Annotated in this window: 22 protein-coding genes; all 22 read left to right on the top strand. The window is 51.0% G+C overall.

From position 1 onward, the window contains the following. The first annotated feature begins 5 nt into the window (after positions 1 to 5). Positions 6 to 1,217 carry a phage major capsid protein gene (locus FY206_RS15130; protein ID WP_077064165.1) on the top strand — a complete coding sequence of 404 codons (1,212 nt, stop codon included), beginning with the start codon at positions 6 to 8 and terminating at the stop codon, positions 1,215 to 1,217. Between the two features lie 41 nt (positions 1,218 to 1,258). Next, a complete protein-coding gene (locus FY206_RS25325) occupies positions 1,259 to 1,528 on the top strand; it encodes a DUF7210 family protein (RefSeq protein ID WP_167513839.1) in 270 nt (89 codons plus the stop codon). Continuing rightward, on the top strand, positions 1,528 to 1,854 hold the full coding sequence (locus FY206_RS15120; protein ID WP_077064166.1) for a head-tail connector protein: 327 nt from the start codon (positions 1,528 to 1,530) through the stop codon (positions 1,852 to 1,854). Before FY206_RS25325 ends, FY206_RS15120 begins: the two co-directional genes overlap by 1 nt. After that, on the top strand, positions 1,851 to 2,195 hold the full coding sequence (locus tag FY206_RS15115; protein ID WP_077064167.1) for a phage head closure protein: 345 nt from the start codon (positions 1,851 to 1,853) through the stop codon (positions 2,193 to 2,195). Before FY206_RS15120 ends, FY206_RS15115 begins: the two co-directional genes overlap by 4 nt. Beyond that, positions 2,176 to 2,565, top strand: coding sequence for a hypothetical protein (locus tag FY206_RS15110; protein WP_063666303.1), 390 nt, complete (start codon positions 2,176 to 2,178; stop codon positions 2,563 to 2,565). The genes FY206_RS15115 and FY206_RS15110 overlap by 20 nt, the downstream gene beginning before the upstream one ends. Next, positions 2,562 to 2,966, top strand: coding sequence for an HK97-gp10 family putative phage morphogenesis protein (locus FY206_RS15105; RefSeq protein WP_063923370.1), 405 nt, complete (start codon positions 2,562 to 2,564; stop codon positions 2,964 to 2,966). Before FY206_RS15110 ends, FY206_RS15105 begins: the two co-directional genes overlap by 4 nt. A 32-nt stretch (positions 2,967 to 2,998) precedes the next feature. Further along, positions 2,999 to 3,451, top strand: coding sequence for a major tail shaft subunit (locus FY206_RS15100; RefSeq protein WP_048959840.1), 453 nt, complete (start codon positions 2,999 to 3,001; stop codon positions 3,449 to 3,451). Between the two features lie 64 nt (positions 3,452 to 3,515). Next, positions 3,516 to 3,878: a phage tail protein gene (locus FY206_RS15095; RefSeq protein WP_048959839.1), complete on the top strand. Its 363-nt coding sequence runs from the start codon at positions 3,516 to 3,518 to the stop codon at positions 3,876 to 3,878. A 238-nt stretch (positions 3,879 to 4,116) separates the two neighbouring features. Then, positions 4,117 to 7,443, top strand: a complete 3,327-nt coding sequence (locus FY206_RS15085) for a phage tail tape measure protein (protein WP_077064168.1) — start codon at positions 4,117 to 4,119, stop codon at positions 7,441 to 7,443. Continuing rightward, a complete protein-coding gene (locus tag FY206_RS15080; RefSeq protein WP_048959837.1) occupies positions 7,443 to 7,781 on the top strand; it encodes a phage tail protein in 339 nt (112 codons plus the stop codon). The genes FY206_RS15085 and FY206_RS15080 overlap by 1 nt, the downstream gene beginning before the upstream one ends. Beyond that, positions 7,778 to 8,536, top strand: coding sequence for a phage minor tail protein L (locus FY206_RS15075; protein WP_077064169.1), 759 nt, complete (start codon positions 7,778 to 7,780; stop codon positions 8,534 to 8,536). Before FY206_RS15080 ends, FY206_RS15075 begins: the two co-directional genes overlap by 4 nt. Before the next feature lies 1 nt (position 8,537). Continuing rightward, a complete protein-coding gene (locus FY206_RS15070) occupies positions 8,538 to 9,248 on the top strand; it encodes a C40 family peptidase (protein ID WP_077064170.1) in 711 nt (236 codons plus the stop codon). 29 nt (positions 9,249 to 9,277) lie between these two features. Then, the gene (locus tag FY206_RS15065; RefSeq protein ID WP_047174732.1) at positions 9,278 to 9,691 is read left to right on the top strand and encodes a lipoprotein; all 414 of its coding nucleotides are present in this window, start codon (positions 9,278 to 9,280) and stop codon (positions 9,689 to 9,691) included. A gap of 58 nt (positions 9,692 to 9,749) precedes the next feature. Further along, positions 9,750 to 10,340: a tail assembly protein gene (locus FY206_RS15060; protein WP_080500333.1), complete on the top strand. Its 591-nt coding sequence runs from the start codon at positions 9,750 to 9,752 to the stop codon at positions 10,338 to 10,340. A gap of 53 nt (positions 10,341 to 10,393) precedes the next feature. Beyond that, entirely contained in the window at positions 10,394 to 14,191 is a 3,798-nt protein-coding gene (locus FY206_RS15055; RefSeq protein WP_077064171.1) for a TipJ family phage tail tip protein, read from the top strand. Continuing rightward, entirely contained in the window at positions 14,191 to 14,493 is a 303-nt protein-coding gene (locus tag FY206_RS15050; protein ID WP_077064172.1) for a hypothetical protein, read from the top strand. Before FY206_RS15055 ends, FY206_RS15050 begins: the two co-directional genes overlap by 1 nt. Beyond that, complete coding sequence (locus tag FY206_RS15045) at positions 14,493 to 15,167, top strand: hypothetical protein (protein WP_077064173.1); 675 nt, start codon at positions 14,493 to 14,495, stop codon at positions 15,165 to 15,167. The genes FY206_RS15050 and FY206_RS15045 overlap by 1 nt, the downstream gene beginning before the upstream one ends. A gap of 111 nt (positions 15,168 to 15,278) precedes the next feature. After that, positions 15,279 to 15,512 (top strand): phage exclusion lipoprotein Cor, encoded by a 234-nt coding sequence (gene cor / locus FY206_RS15040; protein WP_077064174.1) that lies wholly within the window; start codon positions 15,279 to 15,281, stop codon positions 15,510 to 15,512. 58 nt (positions 15,513 to 15,570) lie between these two features. Next, positions 15,571 to 16,563: a tail fiber protein gene (locus tag FY206_RS15035; RefSeq protein WP_077064175.1), complete on the top strand. Its 993-nt coding sequence runs from the start codon at positions 15,571 to 15,573 to the stop codon at positions 16,561 to 16,563. Next, positions 16,563 to 17,159, top strand: a complete 597-nt coding sequence (locus FY206_RS15030) for a tail fiber assembly protein (RefSeq protein WP_077064176.1) — start codon at positions 16,563 to 16,565, stop codon at positions 17,157 to 17,159. Before FY206_RS15035 ends, FY206_RS15030 begins: the two co-directional genes overlap by 1 nt. Positions 17,160 to 17,483: 324 nt before the next feature. Beyond that, the gene (locus tag FY206_RS15020; protein ID WP_077064196.1) at positions 17,484 to 17,723 is read left to right on the top strand and encodes a hypothetical protein; all 240 of its coding nucleotides are present in this window, start codon (positions 17,484 to 17,486) and stop codon (positions 17,721 to 17,723) included. After that, the gene (locus FY206_RS15015) at positions 17,723 to 18,043 is read left to right on the top strand and encodes a hypothetical protein (RefSeq protein WP_077064177.1); all 321 of its coding nucleotides are present in this window, start codon (positions 17,723 to 17,725) and stop codon (positions 18,041 to 18,043) included. Before FY206_RS15020 ends, FY206_RS15015 begins: the two co-directional genes overlap by 1 nt. Positions 18,044 to 18,295: the final 252 nt, after the last annotated feature.

The raw sequence follows: 18,295 nt of genomic DNA, 5'->3' as shown, positions 1-18,295 counted from the left end.
CCTTTATGTCTGAAGTAAACGATATTCTGAAAAAAGTCACTGCCAGCATTGAAGAGGCAACCGGCAAGTTCAACGCGAAAGCAGAAGACGCGCTTCAGGAGGCGCAGAAATCCGGCAAGCTGTCAGAAGAAACAAAGGCAGCCGTTGATAAAATGGCTTCTGAGTTCAACGCCCTTCGCGAAGCAGAAAAAACGCTGAAGGCAGCAATGGGCGAACTGGAGCAACATGTCGCCCAGATGCCGCTGGCAAACGCGAAGCAGGTTGTTGAATCCATCGGTCAGCAGGTGATCTCCGCTGAAGCACTGAAAACATTCGCTGCAAGTGTTGAAGGAAATAAACGTGTCAGCGTTCCGGTAAAAGCCGCAATGATTTCCACAGATGTTCCAGGCAATATCGTCGCACCAGACCGTTTGCCTGGCATTGATGTTTCACCAAAACAGCGCCTTTTCATTCGTGATTTGATTGCGCCAGGCACTACTGCATCAAACACCATCTACTGGGTCCAGCAGACAGGCTTCACAAACAATGCCAAAGCGGTGGCGGAAAACACTACCAAACCGTACAGCGATATTGAGTTTGCAGAAAAAATCACACCAGTACGCACAATCGCACACCTGTTTAAAGCATCTAAACAGATTCTTGATGATTTTGCTCAGTTGCAGTCGCAGGTAGATGCAGAGATGCGCTTCGGCCTGAAATATGTAGAAGAGCAGGAGATTTTGTTTGGCGATGGCACTGGCGCGCATCTTGAAGGCATCATTCCTCAGGCTTCAGCGTTCAGCCCTGCATTCACCGTTGAACAGCAGAACGGGATTGACGATCTGCGTCTGGCAATGTTGCAGGCGCAGCTGGCGCGTTTCCCAGCATCCGGTCACGTGCTTCACTTCATCGATTGGGCGCGGATTGAGCTGACAAAGGACAGTCTGGGTCGTTACATCCTGGCTAACCCGGCGGGGCTGACTGGACCGACACTGTGGGGGCTACCGGTAGTTGCCACAGAAGCGGCAGCCTTCCAGGGTAAATTCCTGACCGGTGCTTTCAGTGCTGGCGCGCAAATCTTCGACCGCGAAGAAACGAATGTCGTTATTTCGACAGAGAACGCCGATGACTTCGAGAAAAACATGATCACCATTCGTTGTGAAGAGCGTCTGGCGCTTGCCGTCAAACGTCCTGAAGCGTTCGTGTATGGTTCGTTCAGCACTGGCGCAGGCAGCTGACAAACACTGCGGCCTCCGGGCCGCTTTTTACAGGTGGAATTATGAAATTAATCGCCCTAAAACCGATTTACTTCGCTGGTACTGTATTAATTGAAGGTAATCGACTGGAAACGCAGGAACAACATGGTCGCGAACTCATTAAAAAAGGTTACGCGAAGATCGACGAAACCGATAATCCTGAGCAGCCTGAGCAGCCTGAGCAGCCTGAGCAGCCTGAGCAGCCTGAGCAGCCTGAGCAGCCTGAGCAGCCTGAGCAGCCTGAGCAGCCTGAGCAGCCTGAGCCAAAAGTAGATAAAAAGGCGAAAAAATAATGCTCGATCTTGATGTGGTGAAACAGCACTGCCGCATTGATACCGATTTTTCCGGAGACGATGCCCTGCTGACTTTATACACCGGTGCGGCGGCGCGTTACGTCCAGACATGGACAAGGCGAACGCTCTATGAAAATCAAAGTTCCCCTGGCTACGCAGACGACCCGGACCCGATTCTTCTTAATGACGATGTGAAGGCGGCCATGTTACTGCTGATCGGACACTGGTACGCGAATCGTGAATCTGTCGTTATCGGTGAGACTGTGGCTCAGGTTCCTTTAGCTGTGGAATCTCTTCTTCAGCCTTACAGGATATATGGCCTATGAGTTCATTGCGTGCTGGCGAGCTTGATAAACGCATTGTACTTCAAAAACTCGAAAGTCAGCGAGGGCAACTGGGTGAGCCGCTTCCCGGGGAGCCAGCTGTGGTTGCTACTGTTTGGGCCAAGGCTGAGAATGTTTCTAACAGAAAAATCCGCACATTGGATCAACAACAGGTTGTTGAAACCTGGTTGTTCACTATCAGGGTGCGTTCAGACGTCCAGACTGACTGGAAAATAGCGTGGAATGAGGATGTCTATACCGTTCGCGCCGTTGACCGTAGCAAGTCGGATCGATGTGTAATAACGGCTGAACGGGATATACGACATGATAGAACAGGCAATTAAAATTTCGCTTGAGCGTCTTACCGGGATGGCTGTTTATCCTCTTCTGCTGCCAGACAGCGAGCAAAGCGGTATTACTTTCCAACGGATATCAGACCCGGAAATTGAAACCGGAATGGTGCGAACAGGACTTATTGCTGGCCGTTTTCAAATATCTCTGTACAAAGTGGATGACTATACCGGGCTGGTAAAACTGGATAAGGCTATCTGGTCTCACTGGAAAGGTATTGTCCACGGAGAGCTTGAAGGTTATCCGGTTCAGTACATTCAGCGTGGAAATATACTTCAGGACAAAACAACTCTTACCAGCAATAAGGTCCAGTACAGGCTTACCAGAGACTTCGTGCTTTATTTTTATGAGGAATCATCATGATCCGCATGGAAGTAAAAGGACTTCAGGAACTTGAACGTCAGCTGCTCGCCCTAGGTGAAAAGGTTGGTACTCAGGTTTTGCGGGATGCCGGGAAAGCTGCTCTTGAGCCTGTTCTGGAGGATATGAAAGCGCATGCTGGATATGACGAATCGGCAAAAGATGAGCACATGCGCGATTCTATAAAAATCCGCTCCTCTTCTTCGAAAGCTAAAGGAAATGCGGTTGTTTATCTCCGCGTTGGCCCGAGCAAAAAACACTTCATCAAAGCGCTGGCACAGGAGATGGGCACCGTGAAGCAGGTCGCCAGTCCCTTCATTCGTCCGGCGCTCGATTATCAGAAAGCAAAAGTTCTGCGCATCCTTGCGATAGAAATACGCGACCGCATTGAAAACCACCGGTAGCGCTCGCTGCCACCTTCAAAGAGAGAGAGATTATGGCTGATAAAACTTCGCCAGAGTACGCGATGCTGCCTGCTGGCACCGTTGTTATGTGGGGTGCTGCGGGCAGCGACGTAGCAACAATGAAACCGCTCATCAACTGTAAAGCGCTGGGCGCTACAGGTCAGACTGGCAGTTTTGTGGACTGCACCACCCTGATTGATACCAGCAAACAGTTTATTTCCGACCTGCCTGAAGGCCCGGAAAAATCACTGGGCTTCATCGACGATCCGGCCAACCAGGACTTTGCCGATTTCCTCAACGCCGCAGAGAACCGTGAAACCGTACAGTTTTACGTTGAGCTGCCGAACGGGCGAACGGCAAACATGATCCTGGCCCTGTCTGGCTGGCAGATGAATGAAATCACCGCTCCGGCAAGTGAAGTCATTCAGATCACCGTTCAGGGTAAACAGAACAACATCGTCTGGGGTACGGCTGCAGGCAGCTGATCCATAACATTCTTCATTGGCCGCTTTCTGGCGGCCTTTAACTTTTTCATATTCAGGAAAAATTATGTCTACCATCGACGTCTCTGCTCTGAAATCAGCTCTGCTGAAACCTAAAAACGCAATTGTTACTGCCGAAATTTTTGGAACAACCGTTTATCTTCGCCGCATGACTGCAGGCGAACTCATTGATCATGAAGAAGCGCTGCGTGACAGCCAGATTGCCGAAGATGCCCGTAAAGCCTCAGAGCTTAGCGTGCAGCTGATTGTCGACTGCCTGGTTCAGCCTGACGGCAGCTCAATCGCAACGGAAGACAAGCCCACCGCAGCAGAACTGCTGCAGGCGCATGACAACGTGGCCCTGCTGGACGCTATTGCAACCGTCAAAAAACATGCCCTGGGCAAGCTTGAGGATGCGGAAAAAAACTAACCAGCTCGCCCTGGCTTGAGCTTATTTTCTGGCTGGCCGACCGCTGGGGCGAGCCCGATCCGTCAAAGATAGCTTCACTCCCGGTAGACACTCTCTACCACTGGCGCGCGTATTTCCTTCGTTCCGGTGCTATCAGCCGTCCTGGCGAGGAGAGTGGGCCACTTCCTGAAACCCCGCCTCCCGCTGTTGTCAGTAAAGTTGACGATCAGTGTGCGGCCGTAATGAGAGCGTTAATGTAATGGCTGACGTTGCCTCCCTTGCCGTCGGGCTGCATCTCAACGCAGCCAATTTTAAATCTCAGTTGATGGGTGCCTACGGTGATGCTGAGAACTCATCAAAGCGCTTCAACCGTAACGCACAGGAAGATGCTAAAAAGACAGATGAAGCTTATTCCCGGATGGGTAAAACCATTGCAGGTGTTGCTGGCCGCCTGGCAGGATTTGCCGGTGCCGGTTTATCACTTGGTGCCATCATTACTACCACGCGTGAATACGGGCAGGCCCTGTCCGATCTTTCTGCCATCACTGGTGCGACGGGAGCCCAGTTAAAGACGCTTGATGAAGCAGCTCAGGAAATGGGGCGAAGCACAGAATATAGTGCGAGCCAGGCGGTTGAAGCCCTGAAGTTGATGGCATCAGCTAAGCCTGAACTTCTTCAGACAGCAGATGGGCTTACGGCTGCGACAAAAAGCGCGCTTACACTTGCTCAGGCTGCAGGTTCAACATTGCCTGATGCAACCCGTACTCTGGCTCTTTCACTTAATCAGTTCGGAGCAGGTGCTCAGGAAGCTGACCGTTATATCAACGTGCTGGCAGCTGGTGCCAAGTTCGGGGCATCTGAAATTGCAGATACAGCCGCAGCCATCAAAAATGGCGGTGTGGCCGCTGCACAGGCAGGAGTCGGTTTTGAAACGCTGAACGCAGCGATTCAGGTTCTTGCAGAGCGTGAAATTAAAGGAGGTGAGGCAGGTACTGCGTTGAGAAACGTGATCCTGTCCCTTGAGAAAGGCACTGACAAAACACTGAAACCTTCAGTCGTAGGTCTCAGTGGCGCACTGGAGAACTTGTCGAAGAAAAATCTTTCTACCGCACAGGCTGTAAAACTTTTCGGTGTTGAGAATATCAATGCGGCCTCCGTGCTGGTGGACAATCGCAGCAAACTTGATGCATTAACACAGGCCCTCACCGGAACCCAGACTGCTCATGAACAGGCCGCTATTCGCGTGAATAACCTGAATGGCGACATCATGGGGCTGACCAGTGCGTTTGAAGGCATGATCATTAAGATAGGCCAAAGCAGTACCGGCCCACTGCGTTCAGGTATTCAGTCAGTAACCGATGGAATAAACCTGCTCACCGATAATTTCAATGCTGTTGCAAGCGTAGCCTTGTACACATTGATCCCCGTTCTCTCGACAAAACTAACTGCAGGTCTTCGCGAAAACGTAAGCGCCTGGCAACAAAATCAGGCAGCCGTAAAAGCTGCGGCTGCTGCCCAGGCTGACGGTGCACGCAAAACGCTTGAAGCAACTGCCGCCACACTTAAGCGAAATGATGCCGAGTTTGGGTACTACCGCCAGATGGAAAAGACCGCCAGGCAACAAGGCCTGAACGTTAATTACCAGGGCGAGTTTAACCGGTTAATTCGAGAAGAGACCGAGCAAACGAATCTGGCAACCCGGGCGAAAATGCAACTGGCTGCAGCAAATCGCCAGGTCTCAGTATCTGCGCGGGCTGCCTCGGTTGCAGTTGGGCTTGCCCGCGGGGCATTAGCACTGGTTGGTGGACCGTTCGGCGCTGCAATGCTGGCAGGTTCGGCGCTCCTGTATTTTCATCAGCAGGCGAAGGATGCCCGGCAGTCAGCAATTAACCTCAAGGATGCTGTAATTGAGACTACTGCTGCACTGATGCAGATGTCTGATAAACAGCTGGCAGTTAAGCAGATTGACCTGCAGGACCAGTATGAAAATCAGATCACCCAGCGTAACCAGCTGATCAAGGAGATTCAGGACGCAGACAGCAGGCTTGATAGCCTCGGTGGTTTTGACCCATTCCGACAGAAAAAAGGCGTAGAGGACAGCAAAAAACGCGCTGAAGCTGATCTCGAATCTGTGAATAAGGGGTTAGAAACAACACAGTCTAATCTTGAGAACGTCAGCAAGGCGCGATTTTTAGTCCAGACAGGGATTGCAGATCAAGCTAAATCGCTCGCTAATGACATCAAAACCATTACGGCTCAGACAGCGAAAGCCGGTGAAGGTGTTACCACGCCGTGGACTGGAGAAGATACTGAGAAAGCCAAAAAGGAAACGGTTAATCAGTACCTTCAGTTGCGCAGGGAAATCGAAGAAGCTCACGCAACCAGCCTTGGCAGAATCGACCTGCAGGAAAGGGCCAGCCGGGAAAAACTTATTGCCGCAGCTCGAAAAAATGGGGCAAGTGAGCAGGACCTGCAGCGCGCGCTGCTGATGAATACCGAGAACTACCAGAAGCAACGCACAGAACTTGTCGAGCAGTACTCACCCGCGCGCTCGGCAATCAATCAGGAAAAGGAAGCAAGTCAGGAGCTGAAGTCGCTTCTTGATGCCCGTCTGCTTACTGAAAAGGAGTATATGGCTGCGCGTGTCACCCTTTCACAGGAGACATCGCGACAAATCCTACAGGCACAGGCTAATGCTATTTCAGCACCACGTCTTGAGCTTGCCGGGGACGTTGATCCACTTGCCCAGCAAAGGAATCAACTCGTACAGCAGCAAAGCCTGATCGAGACCTACTATCGCAATGGCGCTGTAAGCAAGCAGCAATACGAAATGCTTATGCAGAAGAGCAGTAAAGATTCTGCTGATGCACAGTATCAGACCGCGCTGGAATTATATCGCTCACAGAGTGACTTCAATAATCTGGCGATCGGCTTGGTTGAGGCTACCCGCGAGCGTACCACTAATGTCATGACGGGGCTGCTGACTAACACGCAGACCTTTAAAGAGGGCATGATCAACCTCTTCTCCACGCTTACCCAGTCGATAATTCAAAACCTCGTCGATATGGCATCGCAGGCGCTGGTAACTAATACAATCCTGAGTTCGATTATGGGTGTTGGTTCGAGTGTGCTTGGCGGTGTAAGTGGAAGTACGGCAGGCAGCTCAGGGACAGCAATTGCCGATTACGGAAGCAATTTTCAGTTCAATGCTAAAGGCGGCGTTTATTCCTCCTCAGACTTAAGTGCCTACAGCGGTCAGGTTGTCGATAACCCTACTTTTTTCGCATTCGCGAAAGGGGCGGGAGTAATGGGGGAGGCGGGACCAGAAGCGATCATGCCATTGACTCGGGCAGCTGATGGTTCACTTGGGGTTCGCGCAGTGTCAGGGGGTAGCTCTGAAGGTGCTGCTCCTCAGGTATTCATCACTATCAATAGCGATGGCAGTACGGCATCGCAATCATCTGGTGGGCTGGAGAAATTCGGCAAAAGCGTAGGCAATTTTGTCAGAGATGAATACCGAAAGCTGATACAGGCTGATCTTCGTCCCGGAGGGGCAATCTGGAACAGTACAAACGGGAGGCGGTAATGGCGCTGGAAACTTTCAACTGGAGCCCTCGGGTAAATCCCTCTCAGGATGTCACCATGCGTACGCGTGAGGCGCAGTTCGGAGATGGTTATACCCAGACATCCGGCGACGGACTTAACCCACGCTCGCAAAGTTGGGATCTGACCTTCGTAGGTCTGGAACCCTATATCAAGTCTATTAAAGACTTTCTTGATCGCCATGAGGGAACAAGGGCGTTTGCATGGAAGCCGCCGCTTGAGGATTTGGGGCTTTATCGATGCAAACAGTACAAGCCCTCCCCAATGGGGGGAGGCAACTGGTCACTGACTGCTACATTCATCCAGGCATTTAAACCATGAGCTTAAACGCAGATTATCAGAAGCTGGAATCCGGAAACGATGTTCGTCTGATTGAAGTGGACGGTTCTTCCTTTGGGCTAACGGACGTTCTCCGCTTTCACAATTACAACATTCCCCACACAGAAGCGGAAATCATCGCCGCTGGTGGTGATGAGTCCAAGCTTCCGGCGAAACCAATCTGGTGGCAGGGAAATGAATACGCCGCCTGGCCGTATCAGCTGGAAGGTCTGGAGAAATCAACCAGTGGGAGCAATGCAACGCCTTCCCTGACGGTTGCGAACATCGAAAGCTCCATTTCTGCCCTGTGTCTTGCGTATGACGATCTGCTGCAGGCTAAAGTCACTATTCACGACACAAAAGAAAAATATCTCGATGCCAGAAATTTCACAGCCGGTAACCCTACAGCAGACCCAACTCAGGAAAAGTTGCAGGTCTGGTATATCGACGGGAAAACGGGCGAGCTTGCTGGTGAAACCGTTGAGTTTGTTCTGTCCAGCCCGATGGACCTGCAGGGGCAAATGATCCCGACGCGCCAGCTTCATTCCCTGTGTACCTGGTGCATCCGGAATAAATATCGCACCGGCGACGGCTGCGATTATGCCGGAACCCGATATTTCGATAAAAACAACAACCCGGTTAGCGATCCATCACTTGATGAATGCAACGGCACGCTGACGGCCTGCAAACTGCGTTTCGGCGAAGATAATGAGCTTTCGCATGGTGGTTTCCCCGGAACATCTTTGATCAGGAGCTGATATGCGTCAGAAAACCATCGATGCGATTATGGCGCATGCTGCAGCAGAATATCCTCGTGAGTGTTGCGGCGTGGTGGCGCAGAAAAGCCGAGTTGAACGTTACTTCCCGTGCCGGAATCTTGCCGCGGCGCCGGAGGAAAATTTTGTCCTTTGCCCCGAGGACTATGCAACCGCTGAGGACTGGGGAACGGTAATCGCCATCGCTCACAGTCACCCTGATGCCACGACGCAACCGAGCGAACTGGATAAAGCGCAATGCGATGCAACGCTTTTAACCTGGCACATCGTAAGCTGGCCGGAGGGAGATTTACGCACCATTCAGCCTCGCGGAGAATTGCCGCTGCTGGAGCGTCCGTTTGTGCTTGGCCACTTCGACTGCTGGGGGCTGGTAATGAGCTATTTCCGGCAAACGCATGGTATCGAGCTCAACGATTACCGTGTGGATTATCCTTGGTGGGAAAACGACTATCCGGACAACTTCTATCAGGATTGCTGGTACGAGTGCGGTTTCCGTGAATTTGACGGGCCACCGAAACCCGGCGATATGGTGATCATGCAGGTCCAGGCTGATAAGTGGAACCATGCGGGAATCCTGCTGGAGGGTAATATGCTGCTGCACCACCTGTACGGACATCTGAGCCAGCGCGTGCCGTATGGTGGCTACTGGCAAGAAAGGACGATGAAGATTCTACGTTACAAATCTCTGTGCTAACCTTTTGCAAAACCAAAGGGGATAGGGATATGAAAAGAATTTTAGTTTTTACCTCCATCTTAATGGTTGCTGGTTGTGCAACTAAGCCGGTGACAAATGAACAAGCACAGGATGTTCCTGCAAAACAGGTTATCAACAATACACTGTTAGTTAAAAAAGAAGGGACTGGCAAGGTAATAATCAAACGCGACTCTGGTTTTATGGGCAGCGCCTGCATGACCCGAGTTTATGTTGATGGCAAGGAGATCGCAGACTTAGACACAGCTCAAAAGGTAACGGTCTATCCCAAAATTGGAGATCATATCTTTAGCGCTTGGCCCAAAGGTATGTGTGGCGGAGGCATGAGCGAACAGTCGGGTAAGGTGACAGATACTGGAGTATTGATGTTTAGAGTTGGTTACGGAACCAACGGTGATTTTGGTATCTACCCTACAGCATTTTGAATACAACAATTATATATAACCTCGCTCAGGCGGGGTTTTTTATTTTTAAGAGGTTTATATGTCTGAAATAATGACTCGAATTGAACTCGGCGGCGAACCCGGGAAAATATTTGGTAAAACTCATTGGCGACTTATCAGTAAAGTTTCTGAAGCAGGTGTAGCACTCGCAAAAACAATCTCCGGGTTTGAAAGTTATATGGTAAACAGCAAGCGTCGCGGGCTAACCTTTGCCATTTTTAAAGGAAAGAAAAACATAGGAGTTGATGACCTAGGGTTTCCGGTAACTGGTGAAGTGGTAAGGATTGTACCGGTTATCATCGGAAGCAAAAAGGCTGGTGTACTTCAGACATTATTGGGTGCTGTTATTGTTGCAGTAGGTGCCATTGCTACATTTGGTTTTGCCCAGGCTTGGGGTGTAAATGTAATGATGGCTGGTGGAGCTATGATTGCGGGTGGTGTTGTCCAGATGCTATCTCCTCAGCCAACCGGATTAGCCAGCAAACAAAGTGCAGATAACCGCGCATCCTACGCATTCGGTAGCGTGACAAACACCGCTGCTCAGGGCTACCCGGTACCGCTTCTTTATGGTCGCCGGAGAATCGGAGGAGCAATTATCTCAGCCGGAATTTATGTCGAAGATCAGCAGTAGATAACAATCCTTTTTTCAGGCCACCTTGGGGTGGCTTTTTTTATGGGCGCAATATGGCTACAGAAAAAGTGTTGAAGGGCCGCAAGGGCGGCAGTTCCAGTTCCCGAACCCCTACCGAACAGCCTGATGATCTGCAATCTGTAGCGAAGGCCAAAATCCTCGTTGCGCTTGGGGAAGGGGAATTTGCAGGGCAGCTAACCGGAAAAGATATCTATCTGGACGGAACGGCCCTGGAGAATGCTGACGGCTCCCAAAACTTCAGCGGTGTAACGTGGGAGTTTCGCGCGGGAACGCAGGCGCAAAAATATATTCAGGGTATTCCCGGTACCGAAAACGAAATCAGCGTAGGAACTGAGGTATCAAGCGCTACAGCATGGACGCGCACCTTTACCAATACGCAGCTTTCAGCGGTTCGCCTGCGTCTGAAATGGCCCTCGCTTTTCAAACAGGAGGACGACGGCGATCTGGTGGGTTACTCGGTCAATTATGCGATTGACCTGCAGACGGACGGCGGCACATGGCAGACGGTACTCAATACCAGCGTGACCGGGAAAACGACATCAGGATATGAGCGCAGCCACCGTATCGATTTACCGCAGGCTGGCAGTACCTGGACAATACGACTGCGTAAGATTACCTCTGATGCCAACAGCGCGAAGATCGGCGACACGATGACGCTGCAGAGCTTCACCGAGGTAATTGACGCCAAACTACGTTACCCGAACACAGCGCTGCTTTATATCGAATTCGATTCCAGCCAGTTTAACGGCTCTATCCCGCAGATCTCATGCGAGCCCCGCGGCCGCGTTATCCGCGTGCCTGATACCTACGACCCTGAAACCCGCACTTACAGCGGTACTTGGCTTGGGGCCTTTAAATGGGCATGGACGGACAACCCTGCGTGGATTTTCTACGACCTGGTGGTGTCCGACCGCTTCGGCCTAGGTGATCGCCTGACGGCGGCTAATATCGATAAATGGACTCTTTACCCAGTGGCCCAGTATTGTGATCAGCTGGTACCAGACGGCAAAGGGGGCAACGGTACCGAACCACGTTATACCTGCAACGTGTATATTCAGGACCGGAACGACGCCTACACAGTCCTGCGTGATTTTGCTGCTATCTTCCGTGGCATGACCTACTGGGGCGGGGATCAGATTGTGGCCCTGGCTGACATGCCGCGCGATGTTGATTACAGCTACACGCGCGCTAACGTTATTGGCGGTCGCTTCACCTATTCGAGCAGCACCACGAAAAGCCGCTACACCACGGCGTTGGTTTCATGGTCAGATCCCGGTAACGCCTATGCCGACGCGATGGAGCCGGTATTTGAGCAGGCGTTGGTGGCGCGGTACGGCTTCAATCAGCTGGAAATGACAGCCATCGGCTGCACTAGGCAGTCAGAGGCGAACCGAAAGGGGCGCTGGGGTATCCTCACCAACAACAAGGATCGCGTTGTTTCGTTTGATGTCGGGCTGGACGGAAACATTCCGCAGCCGGGGTACATCATAGCCGTGGCAGACGAGCTGCTTTCCGGAAAGGTTATGGGCGGCCGCATCAGCGCCGTTAACGGTCGGGTTATCAAACTTGACCGCGTGGCAGATGCAGCAGCAGGTGATCGCCTTATTCTCAACTTACCATCCGGAGTGTCGCAGAGCAGGACCATTCAGGCCGTAAACGGGGAATCAGTAACAGTCACCACGGCATACAGTGAGACGCCACAGGTCGAAGCTGTTTGGGTGGTTGAATCTGACGAGCTCTACGCGCAGCAGTATCGTGTTGTCAGCGTTTCCGAAAAAGATGATGGCACTTTCTCGATTACTGGCGCATGGCATGACCCGGATAAATATGCCCGCATCGATACCGGAGCCATCATCGACCAGCGGCCAGTGAGTGTGATCCCTCCGGGTAACCAGTCGCCGCCTGCTAACATCGTGATCAGCTCGTTTTCCGTGGTGCAGCAAAATATCAGCGTCGAAACGATGCGTGTGAGCTGGGACCAGGCGCAGAACGCTATCGCTTATGAAGCGCAGTGGCGCCGCAACGACGGGAACTGGGTTAACGTGCCGCGCAGCTCCACCACATCATTCGACGTCCCGGGGATTTATGCGGGTCGCTACCTGGTGCGCGTGCGCGCAATCAATGCCGCAGAAATTTCATCTGGATGGGGCTATTCAGAAGAGAAAACGCTGACGGGTAAAGTGGGTAATCCACCGAAGCCGGTTGGCTTCATCGCTTCTGAAAACGTGGTATTCGGTATTGAGCTGAATTGGGGATTCCCGGCGAATACCGACGACACGCTGAAGACTGAAATTCAGTACAGCCTCACCGGGACCGAAGACGATGCGATTCTGCTGGCCGATGTGCCTTACCCGCAGCGCAAATATCAGCAGATGGGCCTTAAGGCTGGGCAGATTTTCTGGTACCGCGCGCAGCTGGTGGACCGCAGCGGCAACGAATCAGGTTACACAGAATGGGTGCGGGGACAGGCCAGCATCGATGTTTCCGACATCACAGACGTGATTCTGGAGGAGATTAAAGATTCCGACGTATTTAAGGATTTGATTGAGAATGCCGTGGCCAGCAGTGACAAACTGGCTGAACTGTCTGATGCGATTAAGGAGAATGCTGATGGTCTGGCGGCTGCGGTTGGCTCGAATAAGCAGACAGCGGAAGCCATTATCGGCAACGCGCTGGCCATTGCTGATGTCGTTGTCCGTCAGACGGCACAGCAGGGAGCCAACACTGCCACATTCGAACAGCTTCGGGAGGTGATTGCCACTGAGACGGAGGCACGGGTTACTGATGTTACCCGTCTTGAGGCAAAAACTGCGCAGAATGAAGCCGGTATTACTGATGTTCGTCAGGCATTAGCGACGGAAACTGAAGCGCACGCTTCTGCGGTAAGCCAATTGACTGCTGCCACGCAGAGCGCCTCTGATAAAGCTGATTCAGCTGCTGCAGTAGGTGCTCAGAATACAGCATCAATCACTGACCTTAGCCAGGTTGTCACAGACCTCGATTCCTCAATGGCATCACGTCTGGAAGAACTGGGTGCACAAACTGATACGGCCAGCGGCGGTATTCAGAACAATGCTATTGCGCTGATCACCAGTACGCTCGCGCAGGTTAATCAGCAAATCACACTCAGCGCGCAGTACGGAGATAACAAGGCCGCTATAGGTCGTATTGATAACGTCATGGCAAACGACAGGGAGGCAACGGCGCAAGCCCTGTTGAATGTCAAAACTGACGTCAACAATAACAGGGCATCCATCAATAGCCTGAGCCAGGCGGTTTCGAATTATCAGCAGGCCACGGCCACGCAGATAAATGCCATCACGGCGACCGTAAACGGGCATACGTCTGCGATAACCACGAATGCTGAGGCAATTGCGAACGTAAACGGCCAGCTCAGCGCGATGTACAACATCAAGGTCGGGGTAACGAGTAATGGGCAGTATTACGCCGCAGGTATGGGGATCGGGGTGGAGAATACGCCATCAGGGATGCAGTCTCAGGTAATCTTCCTGGCCGACCGTTTTGCCGTCACTACTCAGGCTGGTGGTACAGTTACGCTGCCTTTTGTGATCCAGAATGGGCAGACCTTTATCAACCAGGCATTCATCGGTACGGGGTGGATTCAGAACGCGATGATCGGCGATTACATCCAGTCCAACAATTATGTTGCTGGCACTGCAGGCTGGAAGCTTGATAAAGCCGGTACGTTCGAAAATTACGGCTCTACTGCGGGGGAAGGGTCTATGAAAGTTACCAACCAGACGATCAGTGTCAAGGACGCAAGCAACGTCCTGCGCGTGCAGATAGGTAGATTAACGGGGGTATTCTGATGGCTTATGGAGTTCAGACTTGGGACGGTTTAGGTAGACCCAATAACTACGGGATTAAGCCTGTATCTGTTGTCGGGCGAATTCAGCTCGCTTATACACAAAATACAGGTTCCTGGAGTTTTACTGTTCCGCCTGGCTACAAAGTTGGCTTTGTTGTTTCGCTCGACCAGGGCACTACCTCTGTTGGTCGACATATAGAGGCAACCGGCAATACTATTAACGTGACTCCAGCTAATTCATCTGGCATTGGTAATTACCCTTCTTCCGCCTGTGAACTCGTCGTTTTTATGGAGCCAGCATAATGGCTGATTATGGTGCTTATCTCTTAATGGACAATGGCAACCCTTTTGTGACGCCATACTCAACTCCTTTTTGCCTCTACAAACGGTCGGAAGTTGCCTCCAACACAAACGGCAGTGCGTCAGTTGAGATTCCTGTCGACCCATCATATCCGGCTATAGCTTTTTGTCGCGTGTCAGGGGCGTCTCAGGCTGTATATGTTGCGGTTCGCAGAAACGGAAACGTAATTAGCGCCTCAGCATCAACTCCCACAGGCTACACAGGTTCAAAATCATTCATCTTGACTGTGTATGTTTTCGCTGTGTTTCCTCAGTCTCTTCCACAATGGGGAATGGCAATCTGGGACGCAAGTGGGCGCGTGGTTCTCACTAATGAAAGTCGGGTATTGACGGACTTGATTACCGTGGGAACACCAGGTGCAGGAGGCATTAATCTCGACGTTACTCTGAACGGTTCCTATGCCGTGGCCCCTGGAATCCTCGGCTCGTCGTTATGGCAAACGTCACAGGGTGGGCAGCCTGTGATTATCACTGTAACGGCATACACGGGGTGCTATTTCAACGGAAGCACGACAAGGATCTGGCCTGTTGGAAACCAGATTGCTGGTGGCACACCTGCTGGCGGAACAACAACAGGAATAGCGCTCACGGCTATTAATACTGCAGCATATGATTAACAGATCGTTTTTAGCGATCAATAACTAAAAATTGATCTATCAAATCAATTATACCCGCCAAGTTTGTATTGTTATCGTCTAAGCTACTGAATATCTCTGGAAACTATCAAAATGAACAAGCTAATTATATGCATGGCGGGCGGGTTGATGCTGTCTGGGTGCGCAGGCGTACTGGAGAAGCAGGAACCAATTTGCAGCGGCACGGCCATTGTAGGCGGTCAAACAAATACCGTTCAGATTTACGGTGTTCGTAAACAAAATAACCAGACGCAGTATCGAGCCGGTTATCCCTTTAACTGGCGTTGGGTAAGTGCAAATACATTCACTGGCACTACCTGTAAATAACCCATCTCATTCGAATAAAACCTCGCTCCGGCGGGGTTTTTTATTGCCTGGAGAAAATATGATTTATACCACTGGCACTATTGCCATCAGCGGAAATACCCTAACAGGTACGGGAACAAACTTTACTGCAGCTGGCTCGTTAATTCGTAACGGGTGTACCGTCATAGCACTGACCAGCCCGCCGCAGGTATTCCAGATTACCGCCATCGGCGGAGCAACTAGCCTCACCGTGACACCAGCGGCAAATCCTGCAATCCCTGTGGGAACGAAGTATTCAATTTTGCTGAGCGACAGTCTGAGCGTAGATGGCCTTGCGCAAGATATCGCTGAAACCTTTACCATGTACCAACGTTACATGAGCGGGTTCGCTGATGTGATGAACGGGACCAGCGATGTCGTCATCGTGATTAATGGTACGTCTCTAAAAGTTCCGGGTCAGAAGTCACTGGCGAAAAAAGGTGATAATAACGACATCACAGGTCTTAATGCCCTTACAAAGCCGCTAAGTATTTCACAGGGGGGGACTGGTGATAAGACTGCTGCTGGGGCTGTGAATAATCTTGGTCTTGGAGCCGGAGCACCGGCGATCGGTATGCCTTTCTTCTGGCCTTCATCGGCGATGCCTAACACCGTCATGCCTGAATGGTCCGATATGGTGTTCCTCAAATATAATGGCTCATCTTTCTCTGCATCAACTTATCCCAAACTTGCTCTGGTAAACCCCAGCCTGATACTCCCCGATGTGCGTGGCGAATTTATTCGAGTCTGGGATGACGGACGTGGTATTGACAGTGGTAGAGCACTGTTAAGCGCTCAGAGCGATGCTCAGCAGGCAATAACAGGTCAGTTTCTTGATGCAACAATGGGCGCTAACGCATCTGCAGCAGGGGTATTTCAAATGACACAACTGGCCCAGTCGGGTCTTAGCACTGGGCAATCAGGTAGTTTTAACCAGAAAAATGTTTATTTCGATACATCAAAAGTGGTCAGAACTGCCGCAGAAAACCGTCCACGCAACATCGCATTTAATTTACTCGTAAGGGCTAAATGATGAAACCTGTTTTTGATAAAGACGGCCTGGCAACAGAACCGGGCAACATTCGTTGTTTTTATTACAACCCCGAGACGGGGGAATATTCGGGCTGGTCTGATGAATACATTAATCTCGGCGTAAGTATGCCAGGATATTCGACTGACAAAGATCCGGGTGATGAAGTGAGCGGCAGGGTTGCTGTATTTACAGATGGAGAGTGGACTCAGGAGGAAGATCATCGGGGTGAGACTGTTTATTCAATCACTGACGCCAAATCTTCTACTGTCGATTACATCGGCCCTATCCATGCAGGTTTTACCGGCATTTCACCTTCTGGACCTTATCAGAAATGGAATGGTAAAAAATGGGTAACGGATACTGCAGCTCAGCACGCTGCTGATGTTGAATCGGCGGAGCAACAGAAAGCTGCGCTGCTTCTTGAGGCGAAAGCAATGATCAGTCTCTGGCAGACGGAGTTACAGTTAGGCATCATCAGCGATGAAGATAAAGCGAGCCTGATCGCCTGGATGAACTACATAAAAGCAGTTCAAGCTATAGACACGCCGAAAGCGCCGGATATCACCTGGCCGATACCACCTGCAGGTGACGCATAAGCCAAAAAGGCTGTCGGGAATATTCCGGCAGCCTTATGCACACACAAACCAACCTGGTGCACCCGCTTCGTCATCTCAGCCAGGATGATCTGTCTGGCCCCTGAACCCCCTGAACCCCCTGAACCCCCTGAACCCCCTGAACCCCCTGAACCCCCTGAACCCCCTGAACCCCCTGAACCCCCTGAACCCCCTGAACCCCCTGAACATTGCGCTTGTCATAAACCAGTTCAACTAACATCACTATACCTCCTTGCGAACTTGATCTATGAAAGCAAAAATACTACTGTATATGCATACAGTAAATTTGGAATGGAGGGGGCGTTCATGCCTCGTTTATCGGATGTACGTGCTGCTTTTATAGCGGCCATACAACAAAACCCGAAGGGCTATCTTTGCTTGCATACAGACAAATTCATCGCTGAACTGAGGGAGAGGAACTGGCATTTCAGCTATGCGGATGCAAACTCATGGATAGAACGTAACCAGACTGGATTTGTAGATAAGACCACCGACGGCAGCGACAACCGTTACTGGATCCTGCGTAACATGGGGAGGGTATTCTAATGGGCTTTCCTTCACCGGCAATGGATTACGTTGAGCGCCAGCTTTCTCCAGTCGTTCTTTGCAATATTTCTGTAGATAGCCGGGTACTTGAAACTGATGTTGGATTCGCGGTCATTGAACCTGCCACGAAAAAAATACAAGGTGATGTATTGCTTATCCTATGCGACGGGCGCACGCAGTTTGCCAAGCTGATGGGAATTTCACTCATTACAGATGATGGCGAGGCGATAGAAGGTAATGCCCTCGAAGAAGTGGAAGTTCTGGGTAGAGTAACGTTCTTTATCAACAGAGCAGAAGATGATGATTGCCCGGCAATTTAGGCTGTATTTCACCACCATTTCACCAGACTTTCGCCATGCGTAATTGAAGATATAAAAAACCAGCCGTAAGAGGCTGGTTTTCAATGTATTTTTGGTCGGGACGAGAGGATTTTAACCTCCGCCCCCCGACACCCCATGTCGGTGCGCGGCCAGAAAAAAGTTTCGCCATTGTGACTTTTTGATAACGGTAAGCCGTTGATTCATCTGATTTAAAAATTATGAATTAATGGCGAAAAATAAACGTATGTGCAT

The organism is Enterobacter chengduensis (assembly GCF_001984825.2).
Classification (GTDB): Bacteria; Pseudomonadota; Gammaproteobacteria; order Enterobacterales; family Enterobacteriaceae; genus Enterobacter; species Enterobacter chengduensis.
Note: the sequence above shows the minus strand (reverse complement) of the source record. Positions and strands in the feature narration are given on the sequence as shown.

What these genes read in the sequence shown, in the direction of transcription:
- FY206_RS15130 (WP_077064165.1), top strand. Translation starts at nt 6, where the DNA reads ATGTCTGAAGTAAACGATATTCTGAAAAAAGTCACTGCCAGCATTGAA.
- FY206_RS25325 (WP_167513839.1), top strand. Translation starts at nt 1,259, where the DNA reads ATGAAATTAATCGCCCTAAAACCGATTTACTTCGCTGGTACTGTATTA.
- FY206_RS15120 (WP_077064166.1), top strand. Translation starts at nt 1,528, where the DNA reads ATGCTCGATCTTGATGTGGTGAAACAGCACTGCCGCATTGATACCGAT.
- FY206_RS15115 (WP_077064167.1), top strand. Translation starts at nt 1,851, where the DNA reads ATGAGTTCATTGCGTGCTGGCGAGCTTGATAAACGCATTGTACTTCAA.
- FY206_RS15110 (WP_063666303.1), top strand. Translation starts at nt 2,176, where the DNA reads ATGATAGAACAGGCAATTAAAATTTCGCTTGAGCGTCTTACCGGGATG.
- FY206_RS15105 (WP_063923370.1), top strand. Translation starts at nt 2,562, where the DNA reads ATGATCCGCATGGAAGTAAAAGGACTTCAGGAACTTGAACGTCAGCTG.
- FY206_RS15100 (WP_048959840.1), top strand. Translation starts at nt 2,999, where the DNA reads ATGGCTGATAAAACTTCGCCAGAGTACGCGATGCTGCCTGCTGGCACC.
- FY206_RS15095 (WP_048959839.1), top strand. Translation starts at nt 3,516, where the DNA reads ATGTCTACCATCGACGTCTCTGCTCTGAAATCAGCTCTGCTGAAACCT.
- FY206_RS15085 (WP_077064168.1), top strand. Translation starts at nt 4,117, where the DNA reads ATGGCTGACGTTGCCTCCCTTGCCGTCGGGCTGCATCTCAACGCAGCC.
- FY206_RS15080 (WP_048959837.1), top strand. Translation starts at nt 7,443, where the DNA reads ATGGCGCTGGAAACTTTCAACTGGAGCCCTCGGGTAAATCCCTCTCAG.
- FY206_RS15075 (WP_077064169.1), top strand. Translation starts at nt 7,778, where the DNA reads ATGAGCTTAAACGCAGATTATCAGAAGCTGGAATCCGGAAACGATGTT.
- FY206_RS15070 (WP_077064170.1), top strand. Translation starts at nt 8,538, where the DNA reads ATGCGTCAGAAAACCATCGATGCGATTATGGCGCATGCTGCAGCAGAA.
- FY206_RS15065 (WP_047174732.1), top strand. Translation starts at nt 9,278, where the DNA reads ATGAAAAGAATTTTAGTTTTTACCTCCATCTTAATGGTTGCTGGTTGT.
- FY206_RS15060 (WP_080500333.1), top strand. Translation starts at nt 9,750, where the DNA reads ATGTCTGAAATAATGACTCGAATTGAACTCGGCGGCGAACCCGGGAAA.
- FY206_RS15055 (WP_077064171.1), top strand. Translation starts at nt 10,394, where the DNA reads ATGGCTACAGAAAAAGTGTTGAAGGGCCGCAAGGGCGGCAGTTCCAGT.
- FY206_RS15050 (WP_077064172.1), top strand. Translation starts at nt 14,191, where the DNA reads ATGGCTTATGGAGTTCAGACTTGGGACGGTTTAGGTAGACCCAATAAC.
- FY206_RS15045 (WP_077064173.1), top strand. Translation starts at nt 14,493, where the DNA reads ATGGCTGATTATGGTGCTTATCTCTTAATGGACAATGGCAACCCTTTT.
- cor (WP_077064174.1), top strand. Translation starts at nt 15,279, where the DNA reads ATGAACAAGCTAATTATATGCATGGCGGGCGGGTTGATGCTGTCTGGG.
- FY206_RS15035 (WP_077064175.1), top strand. Translation starts at nt 15,571, where the DNA reads ATGATTTATACCACTGGCACTATTGCCATCAGCGGAAATACCCTAACA.
- FY206_RS15030 (WP_077064176.1), top strand. Translation starts at nt 16,563, where the DNA reads ATGAAACCTGTTTTTGATAAAGACGGCCTGGCAACAGAACCGGGCAAC.
- FY206_RS15020 (WP_077064196.1), top strand. Translation starts at nt 17,484, where the DNA reads ATGCCTCGTTTATCGGATGTACGTGCTGCTTTTATAGCGGCCATACAA.
- FY206_RS15015 (WP_077064177.1), top strand. Translation starts at nt 17,723, where the DNA reads ATGGGCTTTCCTTCACCGGCAATGGATTACGTTGAGCGCCAGCTTTCT.